Here is a 26,742-nt window from a genome sequence, read left to right as displayed (position 1 = left end):
GCGCGGGGATGCTCGGTGCGCTCGAGGAGGTGTTCCCCGGGGCCCGCTACCAGCGCTGCACGGTGCATTTCTACCGCAACGTGCTGGGAAGGGTTCCCGTGACCAGGCGGAAGGCCGCGGCGCGCATGCTGAAGGCGATCCACGCGCAGGAATCGCGCGAGGCATGCGCCAGAAAAGCCGAGGAGGTGGCGGAGGAGCTGGAATCGATGAGGCTCGGGGCGGCCGCGAGGACGGTGCGCGACGGGTTCGCCGAGACGCTTGCCTACACGGAATTCCCACCGGAGCACTGGCGCCGGATCAGGACGAACAACGGGATCGAGCGCATCAACCGCGAGATCAGGAGGAGGACGAGGGTCGTCGGGACCTTCCCAGACGGCAATTCGGCTCTGATGTTGGTGACGGCGAGGCTGAAGTACATAGTGGAGCACGAGTGGGGCAAGAGGAGGTACTTGGACATGTCGAAGCTGGAGGAGATGGACGAGCTGAGGGGAAAGGCGGAGGGCTAGAAGAGGACGGGGCCGGAGACGGCTAAATCAATTTGCGAAAGAATCTTGACGGTACCGCCTAGATGGCGTCTTGGGTGTCTAGATACTTGGCTGATTTTTTGGAATGAAGGGGGCTCCTTGTTGGCAAGGAGCCCCCTTCTGCCTTTGGTTACTTTGGAACTGTGGTTACTTTCCTATTTCGCGTCGGCCCAGGTTATGCCGGTGCTGGCTTCGGCGATGAGGGGTACGCGGAGGTCTACGACGTGCTCCATGACGTCTTGGACCATGGCGGTGAGGCGCTCGACTTCGTCGACGGGGCACTCAAAGTCCAGTTCGTCGTGCACTTGCAAGATCATGTGGGCGGCAAAGCCCTCTTCTTCCAGGCGGCGGCTTACGCGGGCCATCGCGATCTTGATGATGTCGGCGGCGGTGCCCTGCATGGGGTGATTCATGGCCGTACGCTCACCAAAGCCACGGAGTTGCGGGTTTTTGGCCTTGAGCTCCGGAATATGACGCCGGCGGCCATACATGGTCTCGGCGTAGCCCGTCTGCTTGGCGCGCGCCACCACGTTGTCGAGGAACGTGCGCACGCCCGGGTAGGCCTCGTAGTAGCGATCGATCATGCCACGCGCCTCGGCCATCGAGATGTGCAGCGACTGCGACAGACCGTACGCCTGCTGACCATACACAATGCCAAAATTCACGGCCTTGGCGCGACTGCGCAGGTCGGGCGTTACCTCGGACACCGAAACGCCAAACACGCGCGCGGCCGTCTCGGCATGGAAGTCCTCGCCCTCGTTAAAGGCGCGCACCAGGTGCTCGTCACCCGAGAGATGCGCCAGCAGACGCAACTCGATCTGCGAGTAGTCCACCGCCAAAAAGACGCTGCCCTCGCCTGCCGAAAACGCCGTCTTAACGGTACGGCCCAGCTCAGAGCGCGTCGGGATGTTCTGCAGGTTCGGGTCGCTCGAGGACAGGCGACCAGTTGCCGTGATGGTCTGGTTGTACGTGGTGTGCACGCGACCGTCACCACGGCGCAGCGGACCTAGCGTGTCCAGATAGGTCGACTTGATCTTGGACTTCTCACGCCAGTCCAAAATCAGGCGCACGATTTCGTGGTCACGGGCAAGGTCGCTCAGCACCTTGGCGTTGGTCGAATAGTACCCGCGCTTGGTCTTTTTGAGGCCCTTGGTCGGAAGCCCCATAACGTCAAAGAGCACGTGCGAGAGCTGCATGGGACTGCCGATGTTAAACGTCTCATCACCTGCCAGGTCGCGAATGCTGCGCTCGACCTCGGTGATCTGGGTCGCCAGGCCCTCGGACAGGCTGCGCAGCCGGTCGGGATCTACGAGCATGCCCGCGCGCTCCATCTTGGCAAGCACCGGCACGAGCGGCATCTCAATGCCATCGAACACGTTGGCGGCGTTCTCGCGGGCCATGCGGTCGCGAAGCGGCGCCACGAGTGCCAGCGTCAGCGCCGCGGTACGGGCAGCAGGAGCAGGAGCGTCCTCGCCAGCACCATCCGCACCGCGCGCCGCAGGCAGCGCCATCTGCAGATAGGTATCGGCCAGATATGCCTCGTCAAACTCGGAACGGTCGGAATCCAACAGGTACGCGGCAACCACGGTATCAAAGATGCGCACGGAATCGACTGCCAGCGGGTCCATGAGCTCAGGCTCAGAAGAATCGATGGGCGAAAGCTCATGCAGCAACGCCTTCATGTCCGGGCTCGCCACGCGGCCCTCCATAAACAGGCGCGCGAGCACGCCAGCGATAACGCCGTGGGCAGAATTGAAGCCCTCGACAGCGGCAGGCGTGCCGTCATCGGCTTCCTCGAGCGCAAAGAGCCCCTTGGACGTCGCCAGCCACAGCGTACGCGTCAGGCCAAAGAGCGCACCCTCCTCCTTGTCATCGTCCACCACGGCGGCGACCCACTCGCCCGCATCAATCGTGCGAGAGATCTCGGCCGCCACAGCAGCAAGTGCCTCAGCATCGCCGGCGGCCGCACGCGAAACCGCGGGTATCTCGAACGCGCTGGCAGCGGGCACGACCCCGCCCTCGCCGCCAATCAGCGCCAGGAAGCGGTTCTGCATGGCCGTAATGCCAAGTGCGCCCAGCGCCGCGGACACCTCATCGGCAGAAAACGATGGGAAGGACATCGCGTCAAAGTCGAGCTCGACAGGTGCATCGGTGCGGATGGTCGCAACCTTGCGGCTCAGCAGCGCATCGTCGATGTGTGCACGCAGGTTCTCGCCCATCTTGCCCTTGACCTCGTCAGCATGCGCAATGACCTCGTCCAAGCTGCCGTACTGCGCGATGAGCGCGCTCGCCTTTTTGGGGCCGATGCCCGGTACGCCGGGAATGTTGTCCGACGTATCGCCCTTCAGACCGTAAAAATCGGGCACGAGCGCCGGCGTAATGCCGTGATACAGGTCGTCCACGCTCTCGGGCGTCATGATCGCCACGTCGGACAGGCCCTTGCGAGTCGAGACCACGTTGACGTGCTCGGTCACAAGCTGATACATGTCACGGTCGCCGGTCACCAGCAGCATGTCGCAGCCGGCCTCCTCACCCAGGCGCGCCATGGTTCCCAGGATATCGTCGCCTTCCCAGCCCTCGGACTGCAGAATTGGCACGTTGAGCGCCGTGAGCAGCTCCTTAATCATGGGAAACTGCGCATGCAGATCGGGGTCCATGGGCGGGCGCTGCGCCTTATACTGCGGCAGCATCTCCATGCGCACGCGCGGCTTGCCCTTGTCAAACGCCACGACCACACCGTCGGGGCTAAAGGCATCGATCATCTTAAGAAACATGTTCAGAAAGCCAAAGATCGCGTTGGTGGGGCGACCGTCCGGCGCGTTCATGGTCGGCGGCACGGCGTGGAAGGCGCGGTGCATGAGCGAGTTGCCGTCGATAACGGCAAAGGTGCGGCGCTTGTCAGACATATTGAATACCTCGCTTTGGACTGGGCACGGCTTGCTCACTCCAGTTTACACGCTCCCCGCCCCGCGGCCACCGCACATCAAGCTCCCCCGCCACCGCGCGTTCCCGAGTGATACGATGGCTCACGGTACAACAACCAGCACGATCAATCCGAAAGGAGCCTGCGTCATGGAGCGTCCCTGCGCATGGAAAAAGTACACGCCACAGCAAATCGAGGAGCTCGAGGAGCTTTGCCGCGGCTATAAGCAGTTTTTGAGCGAGAACAAGACCGAGCGCCTGTGCGTCAAGACCGGCATCAAGATGGCCGAGGAGGCGGGATACGTCGACCTGGAGACCGTGATCGCCGAAGGCCGCGAGCTCAAGGCAGGCGACAAGGCGTACGCCGCCAACCACGGCAAGGATCTTATGCTCGTCAACCTGGGCACCGCCCCGCTCGAGCAGGGCTTTAACATCCTGGGCGCCCACGTGGACTCGCCGCGCCTGGACCTCAAGCAGAATCCCGCCTTCGAGGCCGGCGACATGGCCTACCTCGACACGCACTACTACGGTGGCGTCAAGAGCTACCACTGGGTGGCCTCCCCGCTCGCACTCGTGGGCGTCATCTGCAAAAAGGACGGCACCACCGTCGACATCAACATCGGCGACAAGGCCGACGATCCGGTCTTTACCATCTCCGACCTGCTGATCCACCTCTCGAGCGAGCAGATGTCCAAGCCCGCCAAGGACGCCGTCGACGCCGAGATCCTCGACGTGATCGTGGGCGGCCGTCCCGTAAAATTTGACGAGGACGACAAGGACGCTCCCACCGAGCCCGTCAAGCAGATGTTCCTGGATATCCTCAAGGAGCAGTACGACGTCGAGGAGGAGGACTTCCTCTCCGCCGAAATCGAGGTCGTGCCCGCCGGCCCCGCCCGCGACATGGGCCTCGACCGCTCCATGATTTTGGGCTATGGCCACGACGACCGCGTCTGCGCCTACCCCTCCATGCTCGCCCAGATCAATGTGGCCAACGTGGAGCGCACGAGCATCACGCTCATCGTCGACAAGGAGGAGATTGGCTCCGTGGGAGCCACCGGCATGACAAGCCGCTTCTTCGAGAACACCGTCGCCGAGATCATGACGCTCGCCGGCGAGGGCAGCCCGCTGGCCCTGCGCCGCGCACTCGCCCACAGCCGCATGCTCTCCTCTGACGTGTCCGCCGGCTTCGACCCGGGCTACGCCGGCAAGTTCGAGACCAAGAATGCAGCCTTTATGGGTCGCGGCCTGTGCTTTAACAAGTACACGGGCAGCCGCGGCAAGGGCGGTTCCAACGACGCCGACGCCGAGTATATGGCTCTCATCCGCGACATTATGGACGAGGCCGGCGTGGACTTCCAGACCTGCGAGCTCGGTCGCGTCAACGCGGGCGGCGGCGGCACCATCGCCTACATCATGGCCAAGTACGGCATGAACGTCATCGACTCCGGCGTTGCCGTCCTGTCCATGCACGCCCTGTGGGAGGTCGCCAACAAGGCCGATATCTACGAGGCCTATCGCGGCTACAAGGCCTTCATCGAGCGCGCCTAATCAACCCTTTATCAGTTGCGGTGAGATACGGACTAAACTGGCCCATAAACGGCCAAAACAGACCGTATTACACCGCAACTTCCTTTTTGGCAGAGGAGAGTCCATGCTGCAGGTCATCATTTCGCCCGCCAAGCAGATGCGCGCGGCCCAAGATGCTTTTGAAGTCCTGGGCATTCCACCCTTTGTGCGCGAGACGGCTCGCCTCCACCGCGCACTGCTAGATATCGAGCGGAATGAAGGCAGCGGCAGCCTGCAGGCGCTGTGGAACGTGAGTGACAAACTGCTGGGGCCCTGCCTCAACACCCTGCATGAGTTCGAGCCCATCTTGCAAAACGGCGATCTCGACAATCCCGCACTCGCCCGTCACCTCTCCCCTGCCGTCATGTCCTATCACGGCATTCAATACCAAAGCATGGCGCCCGAGGTGATGGATTCCGCACAGCTCGCATGGCTGCAAGACCATCTGTGGATCCTCTCGGGCCTTTACGGATGCGTACGCCCCTTTCATGCCGTTGAACCGTATCGGCTGGAGATGGGCGCGAAGCTTGCCGTCGACGATGCCCGAGACCTCTACGCGTTTTGGGGCGACAAGCTCGCACGGGTCATCGCTCCGGCAGGCTCCAACGCCACGATCGTCAACCTCGCCAGCGCGGAATACGCCAAAGCCGTTCTGACCCGCCTCACCACCGACGCCACGGTCGTCACATGTCTCTTTGGCGAAGGCATCCGCAACGGCAAGCCCATCCAACGCTCGACCGCCAGCAAAAAAGCGCGCGGCTCCATGGTGCGCTGGATGGCAGAAAACAACTTCGAGGATGTAAGCGGGCTCACCGCGTTCGACGTTGGTTATCGTTACTTTCCCGAGCTTTCAAATAAAAACACTTTGGTCTTCCTGAACGAACAGGCCTTGTAGGACTACCGCTACTTTTGAATGTGCTGCCTAGGCACGGCGTCTATTCCGCCAGGCCGTCGGCTTTTGCAATCTCGGTCGTCGAGCCATCTTGGTAGGTAACCTTAACGTGCTCCACCTCGGACGCCTCAACACCCGACGGAGGCTCCAGGCGCCATTCCGTCAGGGCTATATCCATGGTCGTGGGTACATCCCCCTGATCTTTGAGCTCGACCGACAGCGTCCTAAGCGACGCATCGAAGGTCACGCGCTCGATCTCTTCACCAGGAATGGAACCACCGCTCAGCTGCAGTTGCACAAACTTGTCGCGCGGATACCAATAGTCGCCCGGCGCGGCAACGGTATTGCCACCCGCGACCTTCGCCGTCATAATCGGCAGGCTATCGTCCGCCTCAAACGTCCAGGAAACTCCCCCACGCCCGCCAAATGTCCAGATACAACAGGCAATCACCATCACGACAAGAATCGCGAAACCAATTGCGACCAGCCCATGATGGGCGCGGCTCTCCTCGGCCGACACATCCCACTGCGTCTCTCGATACAGATGCTTGTCTTCCATGTTCGCCTCCCCGCGGGCATGCTCGTCGCGTCAATCGTACCCATTCGAGCTATACTTGAGCCCACCACATAAACGGGGAGCTTGCAGGACAAGACGGCAGGCTGAGACTGGGCGCGCCCGCCCTGACCCGCAAACCTGATATGGGTAATGCCAACGAAGGGAGCCGTGCCAATGAGCACACAGACCGAGCCCAAGCTCGTCACGCAAATCGACTTCGCCCGCGCCGGGCAAATCACACCGCAGATGAAGGAGGTTGCCGAGCGCGAGCATCGCGACCCCGAGTACATCCGCGAACGCGTGGCCGACGGCCGCATCGCCATTCCCGCCAACATCGTGCATATCAAAAAGGGCATGCGCGCCTTTGGTGTCGGCGAGGGCCTGTCTACCAAGGTCAACGTCAACCTGGGCATCTCGGGCGACAAGGCCGATGCCGCCGAGGAATGGAAGAAGGTCAAGATCGCCGAGGACTTTGGCGCCGACGCCATCATGGACCTCTCCAACTCGGGCAAGACGCGCCAATTCCGCCAGCAGCTCATCGACGAGACGCCGCTCATGGTAGGCACCGTCCCCATGTACGACGCCATCGGCTACATGGAAAAGCCGCTTGTCAAGCTTACCAAGGACGACCTGTTCGAGGTCGTGCGCGCGCACGCCGAGGACGGCGTGGACTTTATGACCATCCACTGCGGCATCAACAAGTCGGTCACCAAAACCTTTAAGGAGACCGGCCGTCTCATGAACATCGTCAGCCGCGGCGGCTCACTGCTGTTTGGCTGGATGGAGGTCACCGGCAACGAGAACCCCTTCTACGAGTACTTTGACGAGCTGCTCGAGATCTGCCACGAGTACGACGTGACGATTTCGCTCGGCGACTCCTGCCGCCCGGGCTGCCTCTACGACTCCAACGACGCCACCGAGACCGCCGAGATGATCGAGCTGGGCAAGCTGTGCAAGCGCGCTTGGGCCGCCGGCGTCCAGGTCATGGTCGAGGGCCCGGGGCACATGGCGCTCGACGAGATCGCCGCCAACATGAAACTGCAGAAGCGCCTGTGCCACAACGCCCCGTTCTACGTGCTCGGGCCGCTGGTGACCGATATCGGCGTGGGCTACGACCACATCACCGCAGCCATCGGTGGCGCCATCTCCGCGAGCTCGGGTGCCGACTTTTTGTGCTACGTGACACCGGCAGAGCACCTATGCCTGCCTAACGCCCAGGATGTGCTCGACGGCCTCATGGCCACCAAGATTGCCGCACACGCCGCCGACATCGCCAAAAAGGTGCCCCACGCCCGCGACATGGACGACAAGATGGGCCAGGCACGCCGCAAGCTCGACTGGGACGCCATGTGGAAATGCGCGCTCGACCCGGTCACCGGCAAGAAGCGCTACGAGGAATCCCCTGCTGCCACCGAGGGCACCTGCACCATGTGCGGCAAGATGTGCGCCGTCCGCACCGTCAACAAGGTGTTCGAGGGCACGACGATCGACCTCGGCATGGAGGACTAACTCGTCACCGGAGCCATAATCGGCCACAAGGCGTTCGTCAATTGTTGACGTGTGAACATTTTCTTATATTTACGTAAAGATTGCACCACCCGCCCGGGATCGGCATAGAGCCGGCCCGGGCAACTTTATAATGCGGGCAGGAGACCCATTTGAATCCGACCGAACAAGGGAGCGAACATGGATCGTAGTAAGGTACCTGCCGTCCTGTCCATCGCAGGATCCGATTCCAGCGGCGGTGCCGGCATTCAGGCCGACATCAAGACCATCACGGCGCACCGCCTGTATGCCGAGACGGTCATCACGGCCATCACCGCACAGAACACCCTAGGCGTCACCGCCGTGCAGAACATCTCCCCGGATATTGTCGCGGCGCAAATCGATGCCGTTTTTGACGATATCCGCCCCAGTGCCGTCAAGATCGGCATGGTTTCTTCTGCCGGGATTATCGAAGTCATAGCCGACCGCCTGAGCGCCTGGGACGCACAAAATATCGTCGTCGATCCCGTCATGGTCGCCAGTTCGGGCGCTCGTCTCATCGCCGAGGACGCCGCCGAAGCGCTTACACGCCGCCTGTTCCCGCTGGCGACCGTCATCACGCCCAATATTCCCGAGGCCATGGCGCTGCTCGACTACGAGGTCGATTCCGAGCGCACACAGCAAAATGCCGCCATGCTCCTCACCCGCCGTTTTGGCTGCGCGTCCCTCGTTAAGGGCGGGCATTTTGTCAACGAGGCCAACGATGTGCTAGCAGAGCCCGCGCCGCTCGATGACGAGGGCAACCACCTGGGCGATCCGCTCACCACGTGGTTCCGCCACAAGCGCATCGAGACCGCCAACACGCATGGTACCGGCTGCACGCTCTCGTCCGCCATCGCCTGCGCGCTGGCCCAGGGCATGGATCTTGCCGATGCCGTCAACGCCGGCAAGGCCTACCTAACAGGAGCTCTCGCCGCCGGCCTGAACATGGGCAAGGGCTCCGGCCCCGTCAACCACATGTGGCAGTACTAAAAAGCCAGCAACCAAAACCACCGCACAAACCACCACAAAGGCGCCCGTCCCTTTGTGGTGGTTTGGGGCTGCGCTACTCACCGAGCATCTCTTGGAGCTTGGCTGCCACGGCGTGGCCCAGGCTCTCGTGGCTTTCGGGCATCATGTGCAGATAATCGATATCGCCCGGCTCGGCAAAATCGGCGGCATTCAAAAAGTCGCAGCCAAACTGCTCAGCGACATACGCATAGTATTCGGCAAAATGCTCCGAGGCCTCGACGGAACGCTCGTCAAAGTCGGTCATGTACACATCGGCGATCTGCGGTTTAATCTTGATAGGCGCCATCAGCAGAATGCGCGGGCAGGGCGCAGCGTCGGTCCACGGGAACGCGCGGACGGCGCGAATCAGCGCCATGGCGCCACGGGCGATATCGGAAGCCGTCACGTTAAAGACCGTCTTGCAGTCGTTGGTGCCCAGCATGATCACAATGGCGTCCAGCGGCTTATGGGCCTCGAGCAGCATCGGCAACGCGCGGATGCCGTTGAGATTGGTGTCCAGATGACACATATCGTCGCGCACCGTTGTGCGGCCGTTTAGGCCTTCCTCAATCACATGCCAGCCCTCGCCCAGGTCGCGCTGGGCCACGCCGCACCAGCGCACATCGTGCGCATAGCGCACCGCGGTGCCATCGCGCATGCCCGCCGGATCGTAGCCATAGGTATTGCTGTCACCAAAGCACAGGACGTTTTTCATCGCAAGCCCTTCCTTCAGTAAAAAGCCGACGGAAGCAGCCCCTCCCGCCGGCTCGACCTATCTGTCAGCGCGCACCGATTACAGATACTTGCGCCAGTCGTCCTCGTCCTCATCGTCCTCGGCAGCGGCATGAGCCTGCTCGGCGGCACGGGCGGCCGCGGCACGGGCGGCAACCTGGGCATAGGACTCCTCGTTGCGCTCGGGGAAGCTTGCCAGCACGTGCTCGAACTTGGCAAAATCCTCGTCCCAGCGCGTAGAGGGCACAGCAAAGAAGACCTGCTTGACCTTAAAGTCGCCCGATGCGAGCTCCTTGCGGAAGAGCTCGGCCACGGCCTCGGCGTCAAAGCCGTTGTTGTCACAGCCCCAGGCGCCCAGCACGAGCTTCTCGCGACCAAGCTCGTCGCAGATGGCCAGCACAAAGCGGATACGATCGCGCAGGGCGTCCAGCAGGGCATCGTCACCCACGCGATACTCCTGGCGAGCGCGCTTGGCGTTGGGCGCAGCGGCAACGATCACGTCGGCGTACGCATGCACGTGGTTGCGGTCGAAGCGCACCGCAGGCACCACCAGCGCACGGTTGCGGTACAGCTCACAGTTGATGTTGCGGCGACGGTTCTCGCCGTACCATTTGCGCTGCTTATCGAGCACATTGTACAGATACGAATCGGCACAGAGCGTGGCCTCCTGACCCAGATAGCCCTGGATGTAGCCACCGCCCGGGTTGGTGAACGAGGCAAAGGCGAGCACGGCCATGTCGCAGAACTGCGCGTAGCCTCGGCCGTTATCCAGAATGGCCTGCGTGGCAGAGGCGTCGAGCACGGTGACCTCGGGCAGGACCGGAGCGGGCTCCTCGGCAGCAGGCGCGGGCTCGGTCTCCGTGGCTTCCTCTGCGGGCACAGGCTCGGCCACCACCTCGGTCTCGGCAGGCGCAACCTCGGTGGCCTCAGACTCATCGGTAACCTGCTCTTCGGCAGCAGCCACCTGGGCCTTAGCCTTCATCGCCGCGACAAATCCGGCAGGCATGCCCTCGAACTCGCGCACGCCGGCAAGCGAGCGCTCGATATCCTTTGCGCACGCTTCGGACACAGTCGCCACGTGACGCTCGGCGGCCTTGGCACGGGCCTCGCGCTTGGGATTGGGCTGTCCCGCGCGGTTGGGTCTACGGTTACGGTTCCTATTGTCGACGTCTGCCATAAGTGGTCACCTTTCTCGGTCGCTGCCGCTATCGGCTTTTCCCATCCATGATACCCCGCCGCGTACAAAAAAGGCGGCCCCGAAGGACCGCCTTTCGCATCGATTTGCGCGCGGCAAGCACCGCTGCAATCTGGCACTAGTCGCGACGACCAAGGATGTTCAGGATGCGCAGGAACACGTTGATAATGTCCACGAACAGGTTGGACGCCATGAGCACGGCGTTGGGCAGCGTGGGCGGCACCGTCGTGGCCACATAGGTGTCGTAGCCAATAAAGCCGGCGAACACCACAATCACGATCAGGTCGGTGATGGTCTGCGAGACGCCCATGAACATCAGCACGATCTCGACCAGAATCGTGGCAAGCAGAATGCCAAAACCAATGCCATACACACGCTGGAAGAATTTGGGGAAGGTCACGCCCAGTGCGCCAAAGACAAAGGTGATGGCGGCAGTGGCGATAAAGGCGGTGTTGATGGTGGGCAGGTCGTAGTTGGCAAGGCCAAACGACGCGGTCAGACCAAAGGTGCTCGCAAAGATCGCGTAACCCGCGAGCGACAGGCCCACGGACTGCTTGCTGGCGGCGGCCGACATCATGACGATGCCGACAATGGTCAGGATAAACGAGCCAAAGACCAGCGGCAGGGCGGCGCCACTCATCATCATGCGCGCAAACGACATGGTGCCCGTAAAGTAGGCGCCAGCGCCCATAGCGCAAAAACCCAAAAAGATCAGGGCAGACATGGCAAGGTTGTACGCGCGCGGCGACATCTCCTTGGCACGGCTTGCGCCGGTCTCGATGGGGCCGTTCTGATAGCCCTGGATATCGTTCATAATTTCGTCCTTTCAAAAAGCGCCGCAACAGCGCCGTAGGTGACAAGATTCCTGCCATTGTACCCGAATGGCGCGCGCTCTTACCCGCGGCGCTCACTCTCGAGTGTGCGGTCGAACGCCCACACCCACCACCGCATCAGATGAGCCTGCGAGCCATCCGGTCGCTCACGCGCCTGGTCTTCCAGATACAGCTCGGTCGTATGTCCGCCAAAACGAACCTTATAGGTTGCCGTACGAATGCCGTGAACCGTCAGGCCAAAACCGGTAGACGAGACAATCTCGTCAATCGTAAAGCAGCGACCGTCGACCCAGCAGACGGTAACCGGCACAACTTGTCCGCCCGCGAGGATGCGGGCCACGACGTCCACATACTGCTTGTGCACGCGCCGAGTTTTGCCATCTGTCTGTCGATATTCCATGCCCCTATTATCGAACGCATGTTTGTATATTGTAAAGCGAACAGACTGTGGTTTTGGGGTGTCGGAGCGAGCGCACGTGTCCTCACGGCGTGTTAGCAAAAAGAACACCCGCGGTCAACAGGGCTAATATTCAATTTTAGTGCCAAAAAATTCACTTCTCCCGTCAGAACTCGGTAAAGAAACCCGCAGGAGGTGATACGATTTATCATGTTTTTGTAACGTTTCTGCAAACTTCGAGAAAGCCCATATATGGACGTAACGTTCTCAGCCTTCCTCGGCCAACTTGTTTCGAACCCAGTCCTTGCCGTCACCGTGTTCCTCGCGCTCGGCGCCATCTTCGTCAACGGATGGACCGACGCGCCCAACGCCATCGCGACCTGTGTCACCACGCGTTGCATGCCCGCCCGCGCCGCCATTCTCATGAGTGCCGCGTTCAACTTTTTGGGCGTGCTCATCATGACGCACTTTAATGCCAGCGTTGCCAACACCATCTCCCATATCGTCGACTTTGGCGGAAACAGCACCATGGCGCTCGCGTGCCTCTGCGCGGCCCTGTTCTCCATCGTCGTCTACGGCGCCACGGCATCGCGTTTTGGCATCCCCACCTCGCAGAGCCACAGCCTCATCGCCGGCCTGACCGGCGCTGCCATCGCCCTCGGCGGCGCCAGCAGCGTCAATGTCCATGAGTGGATGAAGGTCATCTACGGCCTGGCGCTCTCCATCGGTCTGGGCTTTGTCATGGGCTGGGTCCTGTGCAAGCTCGTCTCGATTCTTTTCGCTGCCGCCAACAGGCGACGTGCCAACGTCTTCTTTAAATATGCTCAGATCGCGAGCGCCGCGGCCATGAGCTTTATGCACGGCGCGCAGGATGGACAAAAGTTCATCGGCGTGCTCTTTTTAGGTGTCGCCTTTGCCAACGGACAGACCGGCGTCGGCGACGCCGGCATCCCCATCTGGATCATGCTGCTGTGCTCGGCCACCATGGGCATCGGCACCAGCGTGGGCGGTGAGCGTATCATCAAGTCCGTCGGCCAGAGCATGGTTAAGCTCGAAAAGTATCAGGGCTTCTCTGCCGACCTGGCAGGAGCCGCAAACCTGCTGCTTGCCACGCTCACCGGTATCCCCGTGTCCTCCACGCACATCAAGACCTGCGCCATCATGGGCGTCGGCGCCGTCAAGCGCCTCTCGGCCATCAACTTCGGCGTGGTCAAGGACATGATGTTCACGTGGTTCTTCACCTTCCCCGCCTGTGGACTCATCAGCTTTGTCATGGCCAGGCTGTTCATGATGTTCCTCTAGTCAAACCGAACGTCCATCCGGACCGCATTACCTCGCCCACCCGTCTTCGCCCCGAAAGGATCACTCATGGCAAAGAAACCCGATTCGTTCTACTTTGACAACTACGTCGCCTGCGCCGACTTCGCCGTTCAGGCAGCCGAGCTGCTCACCAAGATTTTTGAGAACTTTGACCCCGCGCAGATCCACGACATGCTCGAGAAGATGCATGCGATTGAGCATGCAGCAGACAAGAAGCACCATGAGCTCGAAGACGCCCTACTCACGGCCTTTATCACCCCGCTTGAGCGCGAGGACCTTAACCTAATGAGCTGCTCGCTCGATACCGTGCTCGACCGTATTGAGGGCGTCGTGCAGCGCCTCTACTTCACCAACATCCAGAGCATCCACCCCGATGCCATCGTGATCGCCCACAAGGTGACCGACGCCTGCCGCGCCATGAAGGACCTGATGGTCGAGTTGCCCAACTACCGCAAGTCCAAAACGCTGCGCGAGCTCGTCATCCAGATCAACACCATCGAGTCCGAGGCCGACGAACTCTACATCAACGCCATGCGTAACCTGCACGTCAACGGCAAGGACCCGCTCGAGGTCATCGCCTGGCGTGACGTGTACGCCTTCTTGGAGTACTGCGCCGACTGCTGCGAGAATGTGGCCGATGTCGTGGATTCGATTGTCATGAAGAACAGTTAATTGGGGGTACGCGTCCCACCGGCGAAGGCCCGGCACCTATTTGCTTTCTCTCTCCGGCTGCACGGCAGAGTCGTTCGAAAGAAAATAGGTGTCGGGCCTTCGCCTTACGTATCACCATTGGAACTTTGGCTGATAGTTTTAGCGCAATGGGGGTTTGGCTGAAGGGACCTTTGGTACCCGCTCGGACACTTTGGCCCTTGGTGAGCGTTTGACTGATTGCTGCTTTGGGTACTCTTTAAGTTACTTTGGGTTTGTTTGATTTTTAATTGTTGGAGGGCTTGTATGTCGTATATTGATCTGGCTCGGTCTCGGTATTCTTGTCGTTTGTTTGAGGATCGTTCTGTTGAGCAGGCTGTGGTGGATACCATTGTTGAGGCTGGGCGCATTGCTCCTTCTGCTTGCAATAATCATCCAACCCGTGTGATGGTGTTGGATACACCTGAGCTTCTGGAAAAGGCAGCTGCTTGTCAGCCTCGGTTTGCTCGTGATGGGTCCATCTTTGGCGCTCCGCTCATCTTCCTCGTTTGCAGCGTTACCAACGATGCTTGGGTGCGTCCCTATGACCAGATGAACTCCAGCGCTATCGACACCTCGATTGTTTGCGATCAGATGATGATGGAGGCCGAGGAACAGGGCCTGGGAACGTGCTGGGTATGCCATTTTAAGCCCGAGCTAGCCCGCGAGCAGTTCAACCTGCCCGAGGGCGTTTATCCCTACCACATGCTCGTCTGCGGCTATCCCGCCGACCATATCGCCGACCCCGAGCATCGCGAGGCCCGCACCATTCCCCTATCCAATTTCCTCCTCAAGTAGTTTTTTGGCCCATGCCCTAAAATCTACCTTTTACCGCTCAAACGTTCGCCGAGTTCTGCCCTATCGCACGCAGAGCTCGGCGTTTTGTTTCCCAACCCGTATACAGCTACAAAAAAGGAGCTCGCAAGCGCGAGCCCCTTTTAAGAGCTAGATTGTAGTTTTGGCGCTAGTCCAGGTCGTCCGCGGCAAAGTTGTCAATCGGGGCGAAGGGGTCGGCCACGGGGACAACCGGATCAGCGACAGGCAGCGGCTCGGCGGCAGGCATGGTCACGGCAGGAGAAGCCGCGGAACCGACCGGCGTAGAAGCCAGCAGATCGGCCGGGAAGGAATTCTGAGCATCGTCCATAAAGTGCTGAATGAGCTTGAGATACTCGGCCTTGAACTCCTCGCGGGAAGCCTTCAGACGGTCAATCTCCTCGAGCTCGGCCTGCTTCTCGGTCAGGGCCTGACGGATGACCTCGCGGGCCTTGGCGTCGGCCTCGTTGCGGATGCGGTCAGCATTCTCGTTAGCGTCGTTGACAATCGCCTCGGCGGTCTGCTGAGCCGCAATGAGAGCGGCGGAAATCTGACGCTCCTGAGCGGAGAAATCGGGAGCGGGAGTGGCGACAGGGGCAGCCTGAGCGGCAGAATCCTGGGCCTGCGCAAGCTGAGCCTGCGTATCGGCAAGCTGCTGCTCGGTGGCGGTCAGGCGACCCTTAAGATCAACGATCTTGGCAAGCATAGCGTCGACCTCGGAGGACAGGGTCTCCAGGAAGACGTCGACCTCGGCGGGATCGTAGCCGCGCTTGGCCTCAGAGAAGGTCTGAGCCTGGATGTCAGCAGGGGTAATAGCCATAACAAGTTCTCCTTTATCATCGCCTTGGCGCTAAGCGCCCGACATAGGTTACTGAGCCAGTCCTATACGAGTATACCTATAAGTAGCTGCAGAATGAGCTTCTGCACCAACTGCAACGCAATAATCGCAACGACCGGTGAAAAATCGATACCGCCCATCGGCGGCATAAACCGGCGAAACAGGTTGAGCCAAGGGCCGCAAACGCCGTCGAGCACCGCCGCGATATCCTGTAGCAAACCACCCTGCTTCATGGGAATCCACGTCATAAAGCAGTAGACCACAATCAACGTGGAATAAAAATTAAACAGCGTGTTGACAAGCTGAACGATGGTGTAGATGTTGATGGGAATCTCCTCACCTTGTCTTTACTTGAGATAGCCGTCGGCGCGAAGCTTCTTAAGATCCGAATCCTTGACCTCGCAGCCGGCGGGCAGCACCATAAACACGCGATCGCCCACTTCTTTGACCGAAGCGCCCAGGCCGCAGGCAAAGCCATAGCTAAAGTCCAGGACGCGTTTGGCGACCTCGGTGCGAACGCCCACAAAGATCAGCGCGACAGGCTGCTTGGTACGCACGCGGCGCACGACCGTCTCCACGTCGTCATAGCTCTCCGGACGAAGAACGTAGGCCGGCAACTGAGGCGTGGCGTTGATGATATTGCTCGCATAGGCAGAGGCATCGCTCGGCGTTGAAGCAGGAGCGGGCACAGCGGCAGCGCGGACCCGAGCGTTCTCGGCGTAGCTTGACGGCGTGTCATAGGCGCCGGGACGATAACCGCCCGCAGCGGCATCCTGAGAGCGCGAAGGCGGATTGTACGTCGTAGCGTGACGGGAGTCGTCGCCGATCAGTTGACCGGAACGCGTGTACACAGCAACCGACTCAGCCTCTCCGCGGCGTGTCTGCCCCAGCAGTCCATTGCTCGGTTCATCTTGCGTGTAGAAGCCCTCGCCCGAAGCACCGCTGTAGCCGTTGTTCTGATAGCCGTCGTCATAGCCGTCATCGTAACCGTAGTCATCATCCTGGCCATAACCCTGGTCATAACCCTGCTGGCCGCCTAGGTGCATTTTATTTTTAATTTCGTCAAGGAAACCCATGGTTGTGTCCTCTCACGGTCTAATGCAGGCGCTCTGACAATCAGCGCGCACTTCAGGCTCTTATTTTACTTCAAACTCCGGGCTGAATACTACCCTGCCCAGGCGAACAAGCGTCGAGCCTTCCTCAAGGGCAGGCTCAAAGTCCTCGCTCATGCCGCAAGATAGCTCAGGCAGACACAGATCGGGGTGTGCCGTCTCCAGCTCATCCCTCAACTCACGCAGCCCGGCAAAGGTGCGGCGCGCCACATCCTTATTCCCCCGGGGCGCCATGGTCATAAGCCCCTGCACGCAAATTCCCTCAAGCTCCGCAAGCTCGCCGGCGGAGGCACGAACCTCATCGGGCGAAAAGCCGCCCTTGGACTCCTCCCCGCTTACATTGACCTCGATCAGCACATGCTGCGGAGCAGAAAGCTCGCCCGCCTCAATCTTGCGGACGGCACGGCTCGAGATAGCCTGCGCCAAATGAAGCGACCCCACCGAATGAATCAGCTCGGCCGCACCCAGCACCGCATTGATCTTGTTGGTCTGAAGATTACCGATCATATCGAAGCGCACCTCGGGCAGCTCCGGATGCTCCGCCAACCCCGCAAGCTTGCGAACAAGCTCCTGCGGACGGTTCTCGGCAAAATGACGATACCCTGCCTGGATGGCGGCAACGGTCTCATCGACGCCAACGGTCTTGGAGACGGCAATCAGACGTGCGGCATCGTGAGAACGACCCGCGCGATCGAGTGCGGCATAAAAGCGTTCGAGAATCTGCTCGCGGCGAGCGCGCATCAAGTCCAAATAATTATCCATTGCCAATCGCCTCCGCTAACAGCCATACAAGTAGTCCCATGCTAACGCAAGAGCGCGGCCCTGCATGTGCAAGGCCGCGCTCACTTAGGTATTTACAATCTTTCGACGAACGGAGCTACCCTACTCCTCGTCATCCTCGGTATCGTCCTCGTCCTCGAGGTGCTCGAGCAGGTAGCGAAGACCCTCGCTCACCTCGTTAGCGGGCACCTTGGCAACAAAGCGCGCATCGACAGCGGGCCTCATGATGACGCCCTCGCCCGAAGGCACGCGCATGCTCTCGAGCTCATCCTCGTCCGTACGGGCGATATCGCCCGCGTTCATGCGCTGGCCGGTCAAAAGGAAGGTCAGACGGCAGGCGGCATCGATGGAAATCGAGGCGATGCGATCGAGGTAGCGCGAAACCATGATGGCGCGGCGCAGATCGTCATAGTTGCTGTCGTCGTCCATAAACTCTCCCGCGTCCATGCGGTTGAAGGTACGGAAGAACTTCTCATAGGCCGCATGCACCGGCTCGTCCTCGACGGCCAGGTTGCAGATGATGGACATGTCGTTGGTGACGAGCGCGGAAAGCGACGAGCCCAGCACCTGGTATACGGCTTCGGCCTCGGCCTCAACCGTACCGACGAGCTCCTGGGGCAGCGAGATATCGGCCTTGACCATATGACGCGTGGCGCGGCAGATCTGGCGAACCTTATCGGTCATGCGCTGCAGGTTAAAGTCGACGTAGATGATTGTCTGCAGCAAGCGGAAGTCGGAGGCGACCGGCGACTGCGTAGCGATCAGGTTGTAGCACACGGCCTCCAGGTTGGCGCAGCGCGCGTCAATCGAAAGCGTGCGCTTCTTGGTCTTGGTGGCGAGCTTGCGGTCGTCGGTCACATAGGCCTTCACGGCGTCATGAAGAGCCAGGTCTACAGCCTCGTAGATGCTCAACATCTCGTGACGAGCCTCGACGAGCTGACGGGAAAACAGTTTGCGCATGGTTCACTCCAATCAGTTGGGTGCGGTCATGCCGCCCGCACAGTGAATACGCACCGGACCAGGTCCGATCGGCTTGGGACTAGTCGCACCGATCAGCCAAAGCGGCCGGTGATATAGTCTTCCGTCCGCGAATCCACCGGGCTGGTGAAGATCGCGTCGGTTTGACCATACTCGATGAGCGTGGCGGGCTCGCCGGCAACCTCCTGCAAGAAGAAGGCGGTGTAGTCGCTAATGCGAGCTGCCTGCTGCATTGAATGTGTGACGATGATGATCGTCATCTCGGGCGCCAGCTCGGCCATCAGATCCTCGACCTTGGAGACGGACGTGGGGTCGATGGCGGAGCAGGGCTCGTCCATCAGAAGGACATCGGGCTGCACCGCGAGCACACGCGCGATGCACAGACGCTGCTGCTGACCGCCCGAAAGCGCCAAACCATCCTTGTTGAGCTGATTGGATACCTCTTTCCAGAGGTTGGCGCGCTTGAGCGATTCTTCCACGATGTCATCGAGGTCGCTTTTGCTAGTCACGCCCTGCAGACGAGGGCCAAAAGCAACATTCTCGTAGATGGATTTAGGGAACGGGTTGGGCTGCTGAAAAATCATGCCCACGCGGCGGCGAAGGTCGACCGGGTCGACGCCCTCGGCATAGATATCGTTGCCGTCGAGCGTCATGGTGCCCTCGACGCGAGTGCCCTCGATAAGGTCGTTCATACGGTTGATACAGCGCAAAAACGTCGATTTGCCGCAGCCCGAAGGGCCGATAAACGAGGTAATGGCGTTTTTGGCGATGTTGAGGTCGAGACCCGTCAGCGCATGAAAGTCACCGTACCAAAAGTTGAAATCCTTGGCCGTGATGGCCGCTTGCTCCAGCGTGGGAGCGGACTGATAGACGGACATGGGACTCCTTAACTAGCGGCGTTTGCGCGACAGATAACGCGCAAACAGGTTGAAGGCCAGAATAATCGCCATCAGCAAAAGCGCGGTGCCGTAGGCTGCGTTCATGTTGATGCCGTCATTGGCAAGCAAATAAAGGTGAACGGTCATGGGGCGACCGGAATCGAGCGGCGAAATAGGCAGGTTGATGGCCTGGCCCATGGTGTAGAGCACCACGGCGGTCTCGCCGATGGCGCGGCCGATGGCAAGTACGATGCCGGTGGCGATGCGGCCAAAAGCCGAAGGAAGCACGATCTTGGAGACGACCTGCCACTTGGTGGCACCCAGGCCATATGCGCCCCAACGGATATAGCGCGGAACGGCGCGGATTGCCTCCTCGGTGGTACGCATGACAATGGGCAGCATCAGAAGTGCGAGCGCCAGGGCGGCCGAAACCATCGAAAGACCCAGGCCCATGGCCTCGACAAACAAGGCGTAGCCAAAAAGGCCCATAACAATGGAGGGCACCGAGGCCAGGGCATCGGCAGCATAGCGAATGATGTCGACAACCTTGCCCTGCTTGGCATATTCAGCCAGATAGACCGCAGCCAAGACGGCAACCGGCGTGCAGATGAGCATGGCGAGCGCCGTCACGTAGACGGTCGAGACGATAGTGGGCCAAATGCCGCCCTCGGCGTTTACGCCCTGCGGCCAGCCAAAGATAAAGTCGAGCGAGATGTGCGGCAGACCGTTGATAACTACATAGGCGATGATGGCGACCAGCACCAGCGTGGTGATATAGGCCGCGGCACGAAACACGCCGAGCATAATCTTGTTGGACAGATCCTTGTTGATGCGGCCCTTCTTACCATGGGAAAGGGCACGCTTGATGCGTTCGCGCGACGAGGTCGTATCGACCGTCGTGTCAACGGAATCGGACATAGCCTACCCCCTCTTCTTCTTGGAAATCAGACGGACGATGCCCACCAATGCGGCGGAAATGATAAACAGGACCACGCCCATGCCAAACAGAGCCGAGCGGTGCAGGCCCGAGGAATAGCTCATATCGAGCGCGATCTGGCTCGTGAGCGTCGAGATGGGGCTCGAGATGCTGTCCGGGATGACCGGAGCGTTGCCAACGACCATGAGCACGGCCATGGTCTCACCGATGGCACGACCCATGCCCAAGACAATCGCATCGACGATGCCCAACTTGGCTGCAGGCAGCACGACCTTGTAGATGGTCTGCCACTTGGTGGCACCCATGGCATAGGATGCCTCGCGAATGCCCATGGGAATGGAATTGAGGGCATCGATGGTGAGCGTGGTGATGGTGGGAACGATCATGATGGCGAGCACGAGCCACGCTGTCAGCGCACCAAAGCCAAGACCGCCGGTCAGCTGCGCGATAAACGGACGGATGATGACCATGCCAAAGAAACCGTAGATGATGGAGGGGATCCCCGCCAGCAGGTCGACGGCGGGGCTGATGAGACTGCGCACGCGCTTGCCGGCGATCTCGACCAGATACACGGCCGTGCCCACACCCAGGGGCACACCCATGGCGAGCGCACCGACCGTCACCAGACCAGAGCCCGCCAGCAGCGACATGATGCCGTAGTGGCCCTCGGAGGGCGCCCACGTAAAGCTAAAGAAGTCCGCCAGACCGATGTCGGTAAAGACGGGCAACGCCGAGTACGTGGTAAAGACAAAAATCAGGATGACGGTAACGACCGCCAAGAACGCGCAAGCAAAGAAGATCCACTGCAGCGCCTTCTCTTTGAGATAGGTGCTGCGCGACACCAACGCCAACTCACGCTTTTTGGGCGCCTGAGCCTCTCGCTCAATCTGGGGGGTTTCCTGTGCTTCCATGCTACTCACTCCCCTTTCCGTCGTTGGTGACGGGAATAAAGCCCGCCTCGCGAATCTGCTTGTCCATCTTCTCGGACGTCACATAGTCAATGTAGTCCTGTGCACGCTGCGAGGGCGTACCCTTCACAAAGAAGTAAAGGTCGCGCGAGATGGGGTAGCCGCCACTTGCGACCGTCTTCTCGGATGCCTCGACATGGTTGACCGAAACAGCCTTAACCGAAGTCTTAGCGTTGAGGCTCTCGACAAAACCCAGCGAGATGTAGCCAATAGCACCACGCGAACGGGACACGACATCGCGTACCTGGCCCGTGCCCGAAAGAACGGCAGAGCGACGATCGAACGGCGTGCCGTCCATCACGATAGTACGGAAGGCCTCGCGCGTACCTGACGCCTCATCGCGGTTAATAACCTGAATCTTCAGGTCCTCTCCGCCGACTTCCTTCCAGTTGGTAATCTTACCGGCGTATATGTCGCGAAGCTGCTCGGTCGAGAGGTTGTCGACCGGATTATCGTCGTTCACGATGACTGCGATGCCGTCGTGCGCGATTACAATCGGGGTCAGGCCCAGATTCTGCTCGTCGGCATTGAGGCCACGAGACGAGCTGGCGATGTCAGCCGTGCCGCTGCTGACGGCCTCGATACCGGCAGAAGAGCCAAGGCCAGAGACGAGCACGTCGGTGCCGGTCTCCTCCTTAAAGCCCTCGGCCGCAATCTCGGCAATGGGAAGGCAGGTGGTCGAGCCGGCCACGGTGATAGAAGACGTGGAAGATCCCGAGGAGCAGGCACACAGCGTAAGCGTGAGCACTGCCGCGCTTAGGACCGATGCGATCTTTCTCATAGCATCACGCCGATCGCAGCATGGCGCCCACAGGTGCCGCCCTCGTTGCGGTAGGAATAAAAGCGGTCGTTCTGACGAACGGTGGAGAGCTTGGTGTCCACAATGCCGTTCGCTTCGACGCCGGCGTCCATCAGCGCCTCGCGAATGGCGGCGGAAAGATCGAGCATACGAGAAGCGGCAGCATCGATGCACGCGAACTCGGAGGCAAAGCGGTCCATAAGTTCTTGGGACACCTCGTACTCGTCACCCAGGATATGGGGCCCAATATAGGCAGAGATGTCGTCTGGCTTGCAGCCAGCCGCCTCGCAGAGCGCTTGGCACGCCTTGGCGGAAATGCGCGCAATCGTGCCCTTCCAGCCAGAATGCACCACGGCAAAGCCGCCGGGAGCCACCAGCACAACGGGAACACAATCGGCAAAGCAAAGCATCACGGGCACCTCATGCGCCGTGCAGACGAGGGCATCGCAGCCCTCGGCAATCTGCTCGCGAATGTTCTCGAGATCATCGGCGCCGTTCGAGGTCACCGTCACGACATTGTCACCGTGTACCTGATTGGGGACAAGCAGGTTGTGCTCGCACTCGGCAATACCCATGGCCTCGAGTACGCGGCGACGATTTTCTTGAACGGCAAAGGGGTCATCGCCAACATGCGAGCCCAGATTGAGTGAGGAGTACGCATCTTCGGAAACACCGCCAGTGCGTTCGGTGAAGGCAAAGCGGACATCGTGCGTCGCGCCCTCTACCAACGTAACTCCATCATGGTCGACACGCGAAACGTTGTCCGCACGTGCTGCCATACTAAAGCCTCCTAATAACACGAGTATCGCGGCCAAGCCGCAGCAGTCCGTGCCATACGGCTGCCATACTTCTACAAAAGGATACCCGCAGCGGTAGGGACCAAACGTAAGGGGAACGTAAAGAGATTGGAGACTTTCGTTTACAAACGAGAAACAAAACGGGGTGCATCCAAATGGACGCACCCCGTGCAGGTTGTTGAGAAAAACGAACTAGAAGCTACCACGCTTAAGGAAGTCGGGAAGCTCAAACTGGTCGTTACCAAAATTGGGAAGCTCCGTACCGCCGACATTGCGGGTCGGGGCAGACTGAGCCGAGCTTGCAGCGGGAGCGGTACGCTGAGGCTCGGCAACGGAAGCCTTGCTCTGGGACTGCTGGGCAGCGAAGAGCTCGTCCTGACGGTTGACATTAGAGTCGGAGAAGCCCGTAGCGATAACGGTGATGCGCACCTGATCGCCCAGGGACTCGTCGACAACGGTACCGAAGATGATGTTGGCCTCGGGATCGACGGCGTTGGCGACAACGTCGGCAGCATCGCTGATCTCTTGGATGCCCAGATCCTTGGAGCCGGCGATGGAGAGCAGGACGCGCGTAGCACCATCGATAGAGCTCTCGAGCAGCGGGCTGGAAATAGCCTGCTGGGCGGCGTCGACGGCACGGGTGTCCCCAGAAGAAGTACCGATACCCATCATGGCGGTGCCGGCCTGCTTCATGATGGTCTTAACATCAGCGAAGTCCAGGTTGATGATGCCCGGGACGGTGATGAGGTCGGTAATGCCCTGGGTGCCCTGGGAAAGGACGCCATCGGCAATCGCGAAGGCCTCGAGCATGGTGGTCTTCTTCTCGGCGATGTCGAGCAGCTTGTCGTTAGGGATAACGATCATGGTGTCGACGCAATCGGAAAGGGTCTTAATGCCCTCTTCGGCGCTCTTCTTACGCTTGCGGCCCTCGAAGGTGAAGGGCTTGGTCACGACGGCGACGGTCAGCGCACCGACCTCGTTCATCGCGATATCGGCAACGATGGGAGCGGCGCCGGTGCCGGTGCCACCGCCCTCACCGCAGGTGATGAACACCATGTCGGCGCCAGCGAGCGCCTCGGCGATGTCATCGCGGGACTCATCGGCAGCCTTGCGACCAACCTCGGGGTTGGCGCCAGCGCCCAGGCCGCGGGTAAGGTCGGTGCCGATGTGGACCTTGATATCGGCATCAGAGATCGCGAGCGCCTGAGCATCGGTGTTGATGGCAACAAACTCGACGCCACGAATGCCCTCTTCGATCATTCGATTGACCGCGTTGGTACCGCCGCCGCCGACGCCGACCACCTTAATGACGGCAAGGTAGTTGTTGATCTCTGTCTCGTGCATGTCGGTCCTCCGAACAAAGGTTATAGCCATAGCATGGGTTGACCCCTGCGCACATTAACCTTCAGGTTGAAAGTAAATGCAAAGGTAAACCGTATTATGTTTGCACATTATGAACGTATCAGTCAAATAATTGACCGTGAAAACCAAACAAACCAGATAAACGGCGTGGTATGGCCCCTCAACAAAGCCACGCACCGACGCTAAGCGGTCGGTGCGTTTCTAAACGTATAGTTGCCGGGAGACCGAACGTTGATGTAGGTTACGCCCTCTACCTGCGACAGAAGCTTGGTCACGACGCGTTCCTTCTTGGCGATATCATCAGAATCGCCCAGCGAGACCTCAACGCCATTATCAAGATTCGCCGAGATGGCCTCGACCGAAGGTATAGAAATATCCTTGATCTGCGCCAAGAATTCGCCGGAAAAACCACGCACGTAATCCAGGCCCGCTTTAACGGCCTTGGAAGAAACAGCCCGCCCCGAAACCGGCTCGACATCAGCCGAGACATCGGTAAGCAGCACGGCCCCGTAGTGCTTGGCCAGCGCCAACGCAGCATCGATACCGCTCAATGTGTTGGCGCCCTCACCCGAAGTGACGACATTTCCCTGGTCGTCCACCTCCACAGAGGTCGAAAGCGGTGCGATCCAGGTGTCATCGTCGCCGATGGCCCAGGCAAGATCGTCGGAACTTATATAAGCGATCGCGGTGACCTTGCGCTCCGTCGGCGTAATGACGAGCGTGTGGGGAAACTGCCGTTGAACGTCCACGCCCGAAACCCACGGGTTCTGCTTGAGATCTTCGGTAATCTGGTCGGGATTTACGTTGAAGAGCGATGTGTTCTCGGGCAGACTGATCAGCTGCATGGCATCGTGCTTGGTCACATGCTCGCTGCCCTCGATCTGAATATCGGTAGCGGCAAACAGGCCGGAATTGATAACGACGATGGCAACGACGGCAAGCACGGCCACAGCCGCCAAGATACCGCCCACGATTTTGCCCTTGCCCTTAACGGCAGAGGCGGCCTCGGACGTCTTACTCGCCATGGCGCCAAGCGACGACAGCGGATTGATACCCTTATTGGTCGCAGGTGCCTTAGTGGCGGGCACCGACGTCAACGAACGCGGCTTGGCAGCGCCCAACGTACGACCGGGATGCGTCGCTTTAGCCCCCAGCGAGGGCTTGGGCGTCACTATGGGGCGAGAGGGCTTGGCACCCATCGCCGACTTAGACGTCACCGAGGGGCGCGGAGCCGGGTGAACCGTCTTTTTTGCGGCAGGGCGTCCACCAAGTTGCGAGCCGACGACCGGACGTTTGGCGGACCGTATGGATCCAGCGGACTTGGAGGACACAGGGGGCTTGCGTTGAGGCTGGACGGGTGCGCCGGAACGCCCTCCGGCGCGGCGGAAGGTAGGTTTCGATGCTCTAGAAGCCGAGGAATTTGACTTCCGGTCTGAGCTCGATGCCATACGCCTCCCTCACCTTTCCGTGCACATGCCTGATAACCGCGGCCACGTCATCGGCCGAGGCGGTACCGTTATTAACGATAAAATTAGCGTGTACGGGCGAAACTTCCGCACCGCCAACCGAAAAACCCTTTAATCCACAATCCTCAATCAGCTTGCCAACGCTCGCGTCGGGTGGATTGCGAAAGACCGACCCGCAAGAAGCGCGACCCATGGGCTGCGTGCGTTTGCGCCTCGTCAGGTACCGCTCCATACGCTCGCGAATGTCGGCCTTAGGCGCAGGCTTGAGCTTAAGCACGCACTCGAGAATAATCTCGTTACGCGGCAGGCTGCACTCACGGTAGCCCCAGGCAATCTCGGACCCCGCATAATGCTTAATGCCGGATGCCGGGTCAAACGTGACCACATCCTCGACAAGCGAACCTATCCACTCGGTACGCGTACCGGCGTTCATAGATACGGCGCCGCCGACCGAGCCGGGGATGCCAACCGCAAACTCAAGGCCCGAAAGCCCGCGCGACAGGGCATCGTTGACCAAACGTGCGAACATAACGCCCGCGCCAACGGTCAGCGTGCAACCGTCCTCGGCAACAACGGTGCGCTGAAACTCACGCCCCAGCGAAATGACGGCGCCGCGATAGCCCGCATCGGCAACGAGCAGATTAGATCCCTTGCCGATGATGACCCACGGCACCTGCTCACGGTCGAGCACTGCCACGGCACGACGAAGGGCATGATAGCTATGGCACGTCACGAAGAGGTCGGCCTTGCCGCCGATACGATAACTCGTATGACGCGCAAGGCGTTCATCCTCGACTACATCCGTGTCGATCATGCCCGAAAGCGCCATGACGGCGTTAAACAGACCCATAGGGG

At 60.1% G+C, this 26,742-nt stretch carries 27 protein-coding genes; 8 read left to right on the top strand and 19 right to left on the bottom strand.

Going from position 1 to position 26,742, the window contains the following annotated elements; translation table 11 throughout:
* The coding region (locus ACTQWD_RS01700; protein ID WP_441559102.1) for a transposase at window positions 1–506 on the top strand (506 nt) is incomplete at its 5' end.
* 173 nt (window positions 507–679) lie between these two features.
* Here the strand turns inward: ACTQWD_RS01700 and polA are convergent.
* Window positions 680–3,430 (bottom strand): DNA polymerase I, encoded by a 2,751-nt coding sequence (gene polA, locus ACTQWD_RS01695; RefSeq protein WP_441559101.1) that lies wholly within the window; start codon window positions 3,428–3,430, stop codon window positions 680–682.
* 166 nt (window positions 3,431–3,596) lie between these two features.
* On the opposite strand from polA, the gene ACTQWD_RS01690 reads away from it, so the two are divergent.
* Window positions 3,597–4,994 carry an aminopeptidase gene (locus ACTQWD_RS01690; RefSeq protein ID WP_441559100.1) on the top strand — a complete coding sequence of 466 codons (1,398 nt, stop codon included), beginning with the start codon at window positions 3,597–3,599 and terminating at the stop codon, window positions 4,992–4,994.
* Between the two features lie 103 nt (window positions 4,995–5,097).
* The gene (locus tag ACTQWD_RS01685; RefSeq protein WP_441559099.1) at window positions 5,098–5,907 is read left to right on the top strand and encodes a YaaA family protein; all 810 of its coding nucleotides are present in this window, start codon (window positions 5,098–5,100) and stop codon (window positions 5,905–5,907) included.
* Window positions 5,908–5,947: 40 nt separating this feature from the next.
* Here ACTQWD_RS01685 and ACTQWD_RS01680 read toward each other — a convergent pair whose 3' ends face one another.
* Window positions 5,948–6,463, bottom strand: coding sequence for a hypothetical protein (locus ACTQWD_RS01680; protein WP_427747772.1), 516 nt, complete (start codon window positions 6,461–6,463; stop codon window positions 5,948–5,950).
* A gap of 171 nt (window positions 6,464–6,634) precedes the next feature.
* Between ACTQWD_RS01680 and thiC the strand changes: the two genes are divergently transcribed.
* Both thiC and thiD read left to right on the top strand, forming a co-directional pair.
* Window positions 6,635–7,969 carry a phosphomethylpyrimidine synthase ThiC gene (gene thiC / locus ACTQWD_RS01675; RefSeq protein WP_099431544.1) on the top strand — a complete coding sequence of 445 codons (1,335 nt, stop codon included), beginning with the start codon at window positions 6,635–6,637 and terminating at the stop codon, window positions 7,967–7,969.
* Window positions 7,970–8,146: 177 nt separating this feature from the next.
* Window positions 8,147–8,977, top strand: a complete 831-nt coding sequence (gene thiD / locus ACTQWD_RS01670; protein WP_441559098.1) for a bifunctional hydroxymethylpyrimidine kinase/phosphomethylpyrimidine kinase — start codon at window positions 8,147–8,149, stop codon at window positions 8,975–8,977.
* A gap of 73 nt (window positions 8,978–9,050) precedes the next feature.
* Here the strand turns inward: thiD and ACTQWD_RS01665 are convergent, their stop codons facing one another.
* The 4 genes from ACTQWD_RS01665 to ACTQWD_RS01650 form a co-directional block, all read right to left on the bottom strand.
* Window positions 9,051–9,710, bottom strand: a complete 660-nt coding sequence (locus ACTQWD_RS01665; RefSeq protein ID WP_427747774.1) for an SGNH/GDSL hydrolase family protein — start codon at window positions 9,708–9,710, stop codon at window positions 9,051–9,053.
* 78 nt (window positions 9,711–9,788) lie between these two features.
* The gene (locus ACTQWD_RS01660) at window positions 9,789–10,904 is read right to left on the bottom strand and encodes a TIGR02452 family protein (protein ID WP_441068134.1); all 1,116 of its coding nucleotides are present in this window, start codon (window positions 10,902–10,904) and stop codon (window positions 9,789–9,791) included.
* Window positions 10,905–11,040: 136 nt separating this feature from the next.
* Entirely contained in the window at window positions 11,041–11,736 is a 696-nt protein-coding gene (locus tag ACTQWD_RS01655; RefSeq protein WP_154515280.1) for a Bax inhibitor-1 family protein, read from the bottom strand.
* An 80-nt stretch (window positions 11,737–11,816) separates the two neighbouring features.
* Entirely contained in the window at window positions 11,817–12,119 is a 303-nt protein-coding gene (locus ACTQWD_RS01650) for a hypothetical protein (protein WP_195838523.1), read from the bottom strand.
* 285 nt (window positions 12,120–12,404) lie between these two features.
* Here ACTQWD_RS01650 and ACTQWD_RS01645 point away from each other — a divergent pair, with 285 nt between their 5' ends.
* The 3 genes from ACTQWD_RS01645 (at window position 12,405) to ACTQWD_RS01635 (ending at window position 14,957) form a co-directional block, all read left to right on the top strand.
* Window positions 12,405–13,454: an inorganic phosphate transporter gene (locus tag ACTQWD_RS01645; RefSeq protein WP_427719222.1), complete on the top strand. Its 1,050-nt coding sequence runs from the start codon at window positions 12,405–12,407 to the stop codon at window positions 13,452–13,454.
* A gap of 66 nt (window positions 13,455–13,520) precedes the next feature.
* On the top strand, window positions 13,521–14,144 hold the full coding sequence (locus ACTQWD_RS01640; RefSeq protein WP_427719219.1) for a DUF47 domain-containing protein: 624 nt from the start codon (window positions 13,521–13,523) through the stop codon (window positions 14,142–14,144).
* A 282-nt stretch (window positions 14,145–14,426) separates the two neighbouring features.
* A complete protein-coding gene (locus ACTQWD_RS01635; RefSeq protein ID WP_441559097.1) occupies window positions 14,427–14,957 on the top strand; it encodes a nitroreductase family protein in 531 nt (176 codons plus the stop codon).
* A 166-nt stretch (window positions 14,958–15,123) separates the two neighbouring features.
* Here the strand turns inward: ACTQWD_RS01635 and ACTQWD_RS01630 are convergent, their stop codons facing one another.
* From ACTQWD_RS01630 to murB, 13 genes are all read right to left on the bottom strand, one after another.
* On the bottom strand, window positions 15,124–15,792 hold the full coding sequence (locus ACTQWD_RS01630) for a DivIVA domain-containing protein (RefSeq protein WP_154515270.1): 669 nt from the start codon (window positions 15,790–15,792) through the stop codon (window positions 15,124–15,126).
* Window positions 15,793–15,854: 62 nt separating this feature from the next.
* Window positions 15,855–16,100, bottom strand: coding sequence for a YggT family protein (locus tag ACTQWD_RS01625; RefSeq protein ID WP_427719264.1), 246 nt, complete (start codon window positions 16,098–16,100; stop codon window positions 15,855–15,857).
* A 57-nt stretch (window positions 16,101–16,157) separates the two neighbouring features.
* Window positions 16,158–16,886: a cell division protein SepF gene (sepF, locus tag ACTQWD_RS01620; protein WP_154515266.1), complete on the bottom strand. Its 729-nt coding sequence runs from the start codon at window positions 16,884–16,886 to the stop codon at window positions 16,158–16,160.
* Between the two features lie 60 nt (window positions 16,887–16,946).
* Window positions 16,947–17,684: a YggS family pyridoxal phosphate-dependent enzyme gene (locus tag ACTQWD_RS01615; protein WP_441559096.1), complete on the bottom strand. Its 738-nt coding sequence runs from the start codon at window positions 17,682–17,684 to the stop codon at window positions 16,947–16,949.
* A gap of 120 nt (window positions 17,685–17,804) precedes the next feature.
* Entirely contained in the window at window positions 17,805–18,662 is an 858-nt protein-coding gene (locus ACTQWD_RS01610; RefSeq protein WP_427719211.1) for a phosphate signaling complex PhoU family protein, read from the bottom strand.
* Window positions 18,663–18,754: 92 nt separating this feature from the next.
* The gene (gene pstB / locus ACTQWD_RS01605) at window positions 18,755–19,558 is read right to left on the bottom strand and encodes a phosphate ABC transporter ATP-binding protein PstB (RefSeq protein ID WP_089571588.1); all 804 of its coding nucleotides are present in this window, start codon (window positions 19,556–19,558) and stop codon (window positions 18,755–18,757) included.
* A 12-nt stretch (window positions 19,559–19,570) separates the two neighbouring features.
* Entirely contained in the window at window positions 19,571–20,476 is a 906-nt protein-coding gene (gene pstA / locus ACTQWD_RS01600; protein WP_427727613.1) for a phosphate ABC transporter permease PstA, read from the bottom strand.
* 3 nt (window positions 20,477–20,479) lie between these two features.
* Complete coding sequence (gene pstC / locus ACTQWD_RS01595) at window positions 20,480–21,406, bottom strand: phosphate ABC transporter permease subunit PstC (protein ID WP_441033191.1); 927 nt, start codon at window positions 21,404–21,406, stop codon at window positions 20,480–20,482.
* Window position 21,407: 1 nt separating this feature from the next.
* Window positions 21,408–22,244 carry a phosphate ABC transporter substrate-binding protein gene (locus ACTQWD_RS01590; RefSeq protein ID WP_441540643.1) on the bottom strand — a complete coding sequence of 279 codons (837 nt, stop codon included), beginning with the start codon at window positions 22,242–22,244 and terminating at the stop codon, window positions 21,408–21,410.
* Window positions 22,241–23,041 carry a polyphenol oxidase family protein gene (locus ACTQWD_RS01585; RefSeq protein ID WP_154515254.1) on the bottom strand — a complete coding sequence of 267 codons (801 nt, stop codon included), beginning with the start codon at window positions 23,039–23,041 and terminating at the stop codon, window positions 22,241–22,243. Before ACTQWD_RS01585 ends, ACTQWD_RS01590 begins: the two co-directional genes overlap by 4 nt.
* A gap of 210 nt (window positions 23,042–23,251) precedes the next feature.
* Window positions 23,252–24,403 carry a cell division protein FtsZ gene (gene ftsZ / locus ACTQWD_RS01580; protein ID WP_427727619.1) on the bottom strand — a complete coding sequence of 384 codons (1,152 nt, stop codon included), beginning with the start codon at window positions 24,401–24,403 and terminating at the stop codon, window positions 23,252–23,254.
* Window positions 24,404–24,603: 200 nt separating this feature from the next.
* Window positions 24,604–25,620, bottom strand: a complete 1,017-nt coding sequence (locus tag ACTQWD_RS01575) for a cell division protein FtsQ/DivIB (protein ID WP_427719196.1) — start codon at window positions 25,618–25,620, stop codon at window positions 24,604–24,606.
* A gap of 205 nt (window positions 25,621–25,825) precedes the next feature.
* Window positions 25,826–26,737, bottom strand: a complete 912-nt coding sequence (murB, locus tag ACTQWD_RS01570) for a UDP-N-acetylmuramate dehydrogenase (protein ID WP_154515248.1) — start codon at window positions 26,735–26,737, stop codon at window positions 25,826–25,828.
* Between the last annotated feature and the right edge of the window lie 5 nt (window positions 26,738–26,742).

Source organism: Collinsella sp. LCP19S3_B6, from assembly GCF_052121815.1.
GTDB lineage: Bacteria > Actinomycetota > Coriobacteriia > Coriobacteriales > Coriobacteriaceae > Collinsella.
Note: the sequence above shows the minus strand (reverse complement) of the source record. Positions and strands in the feature narration are given on the sequence as shown.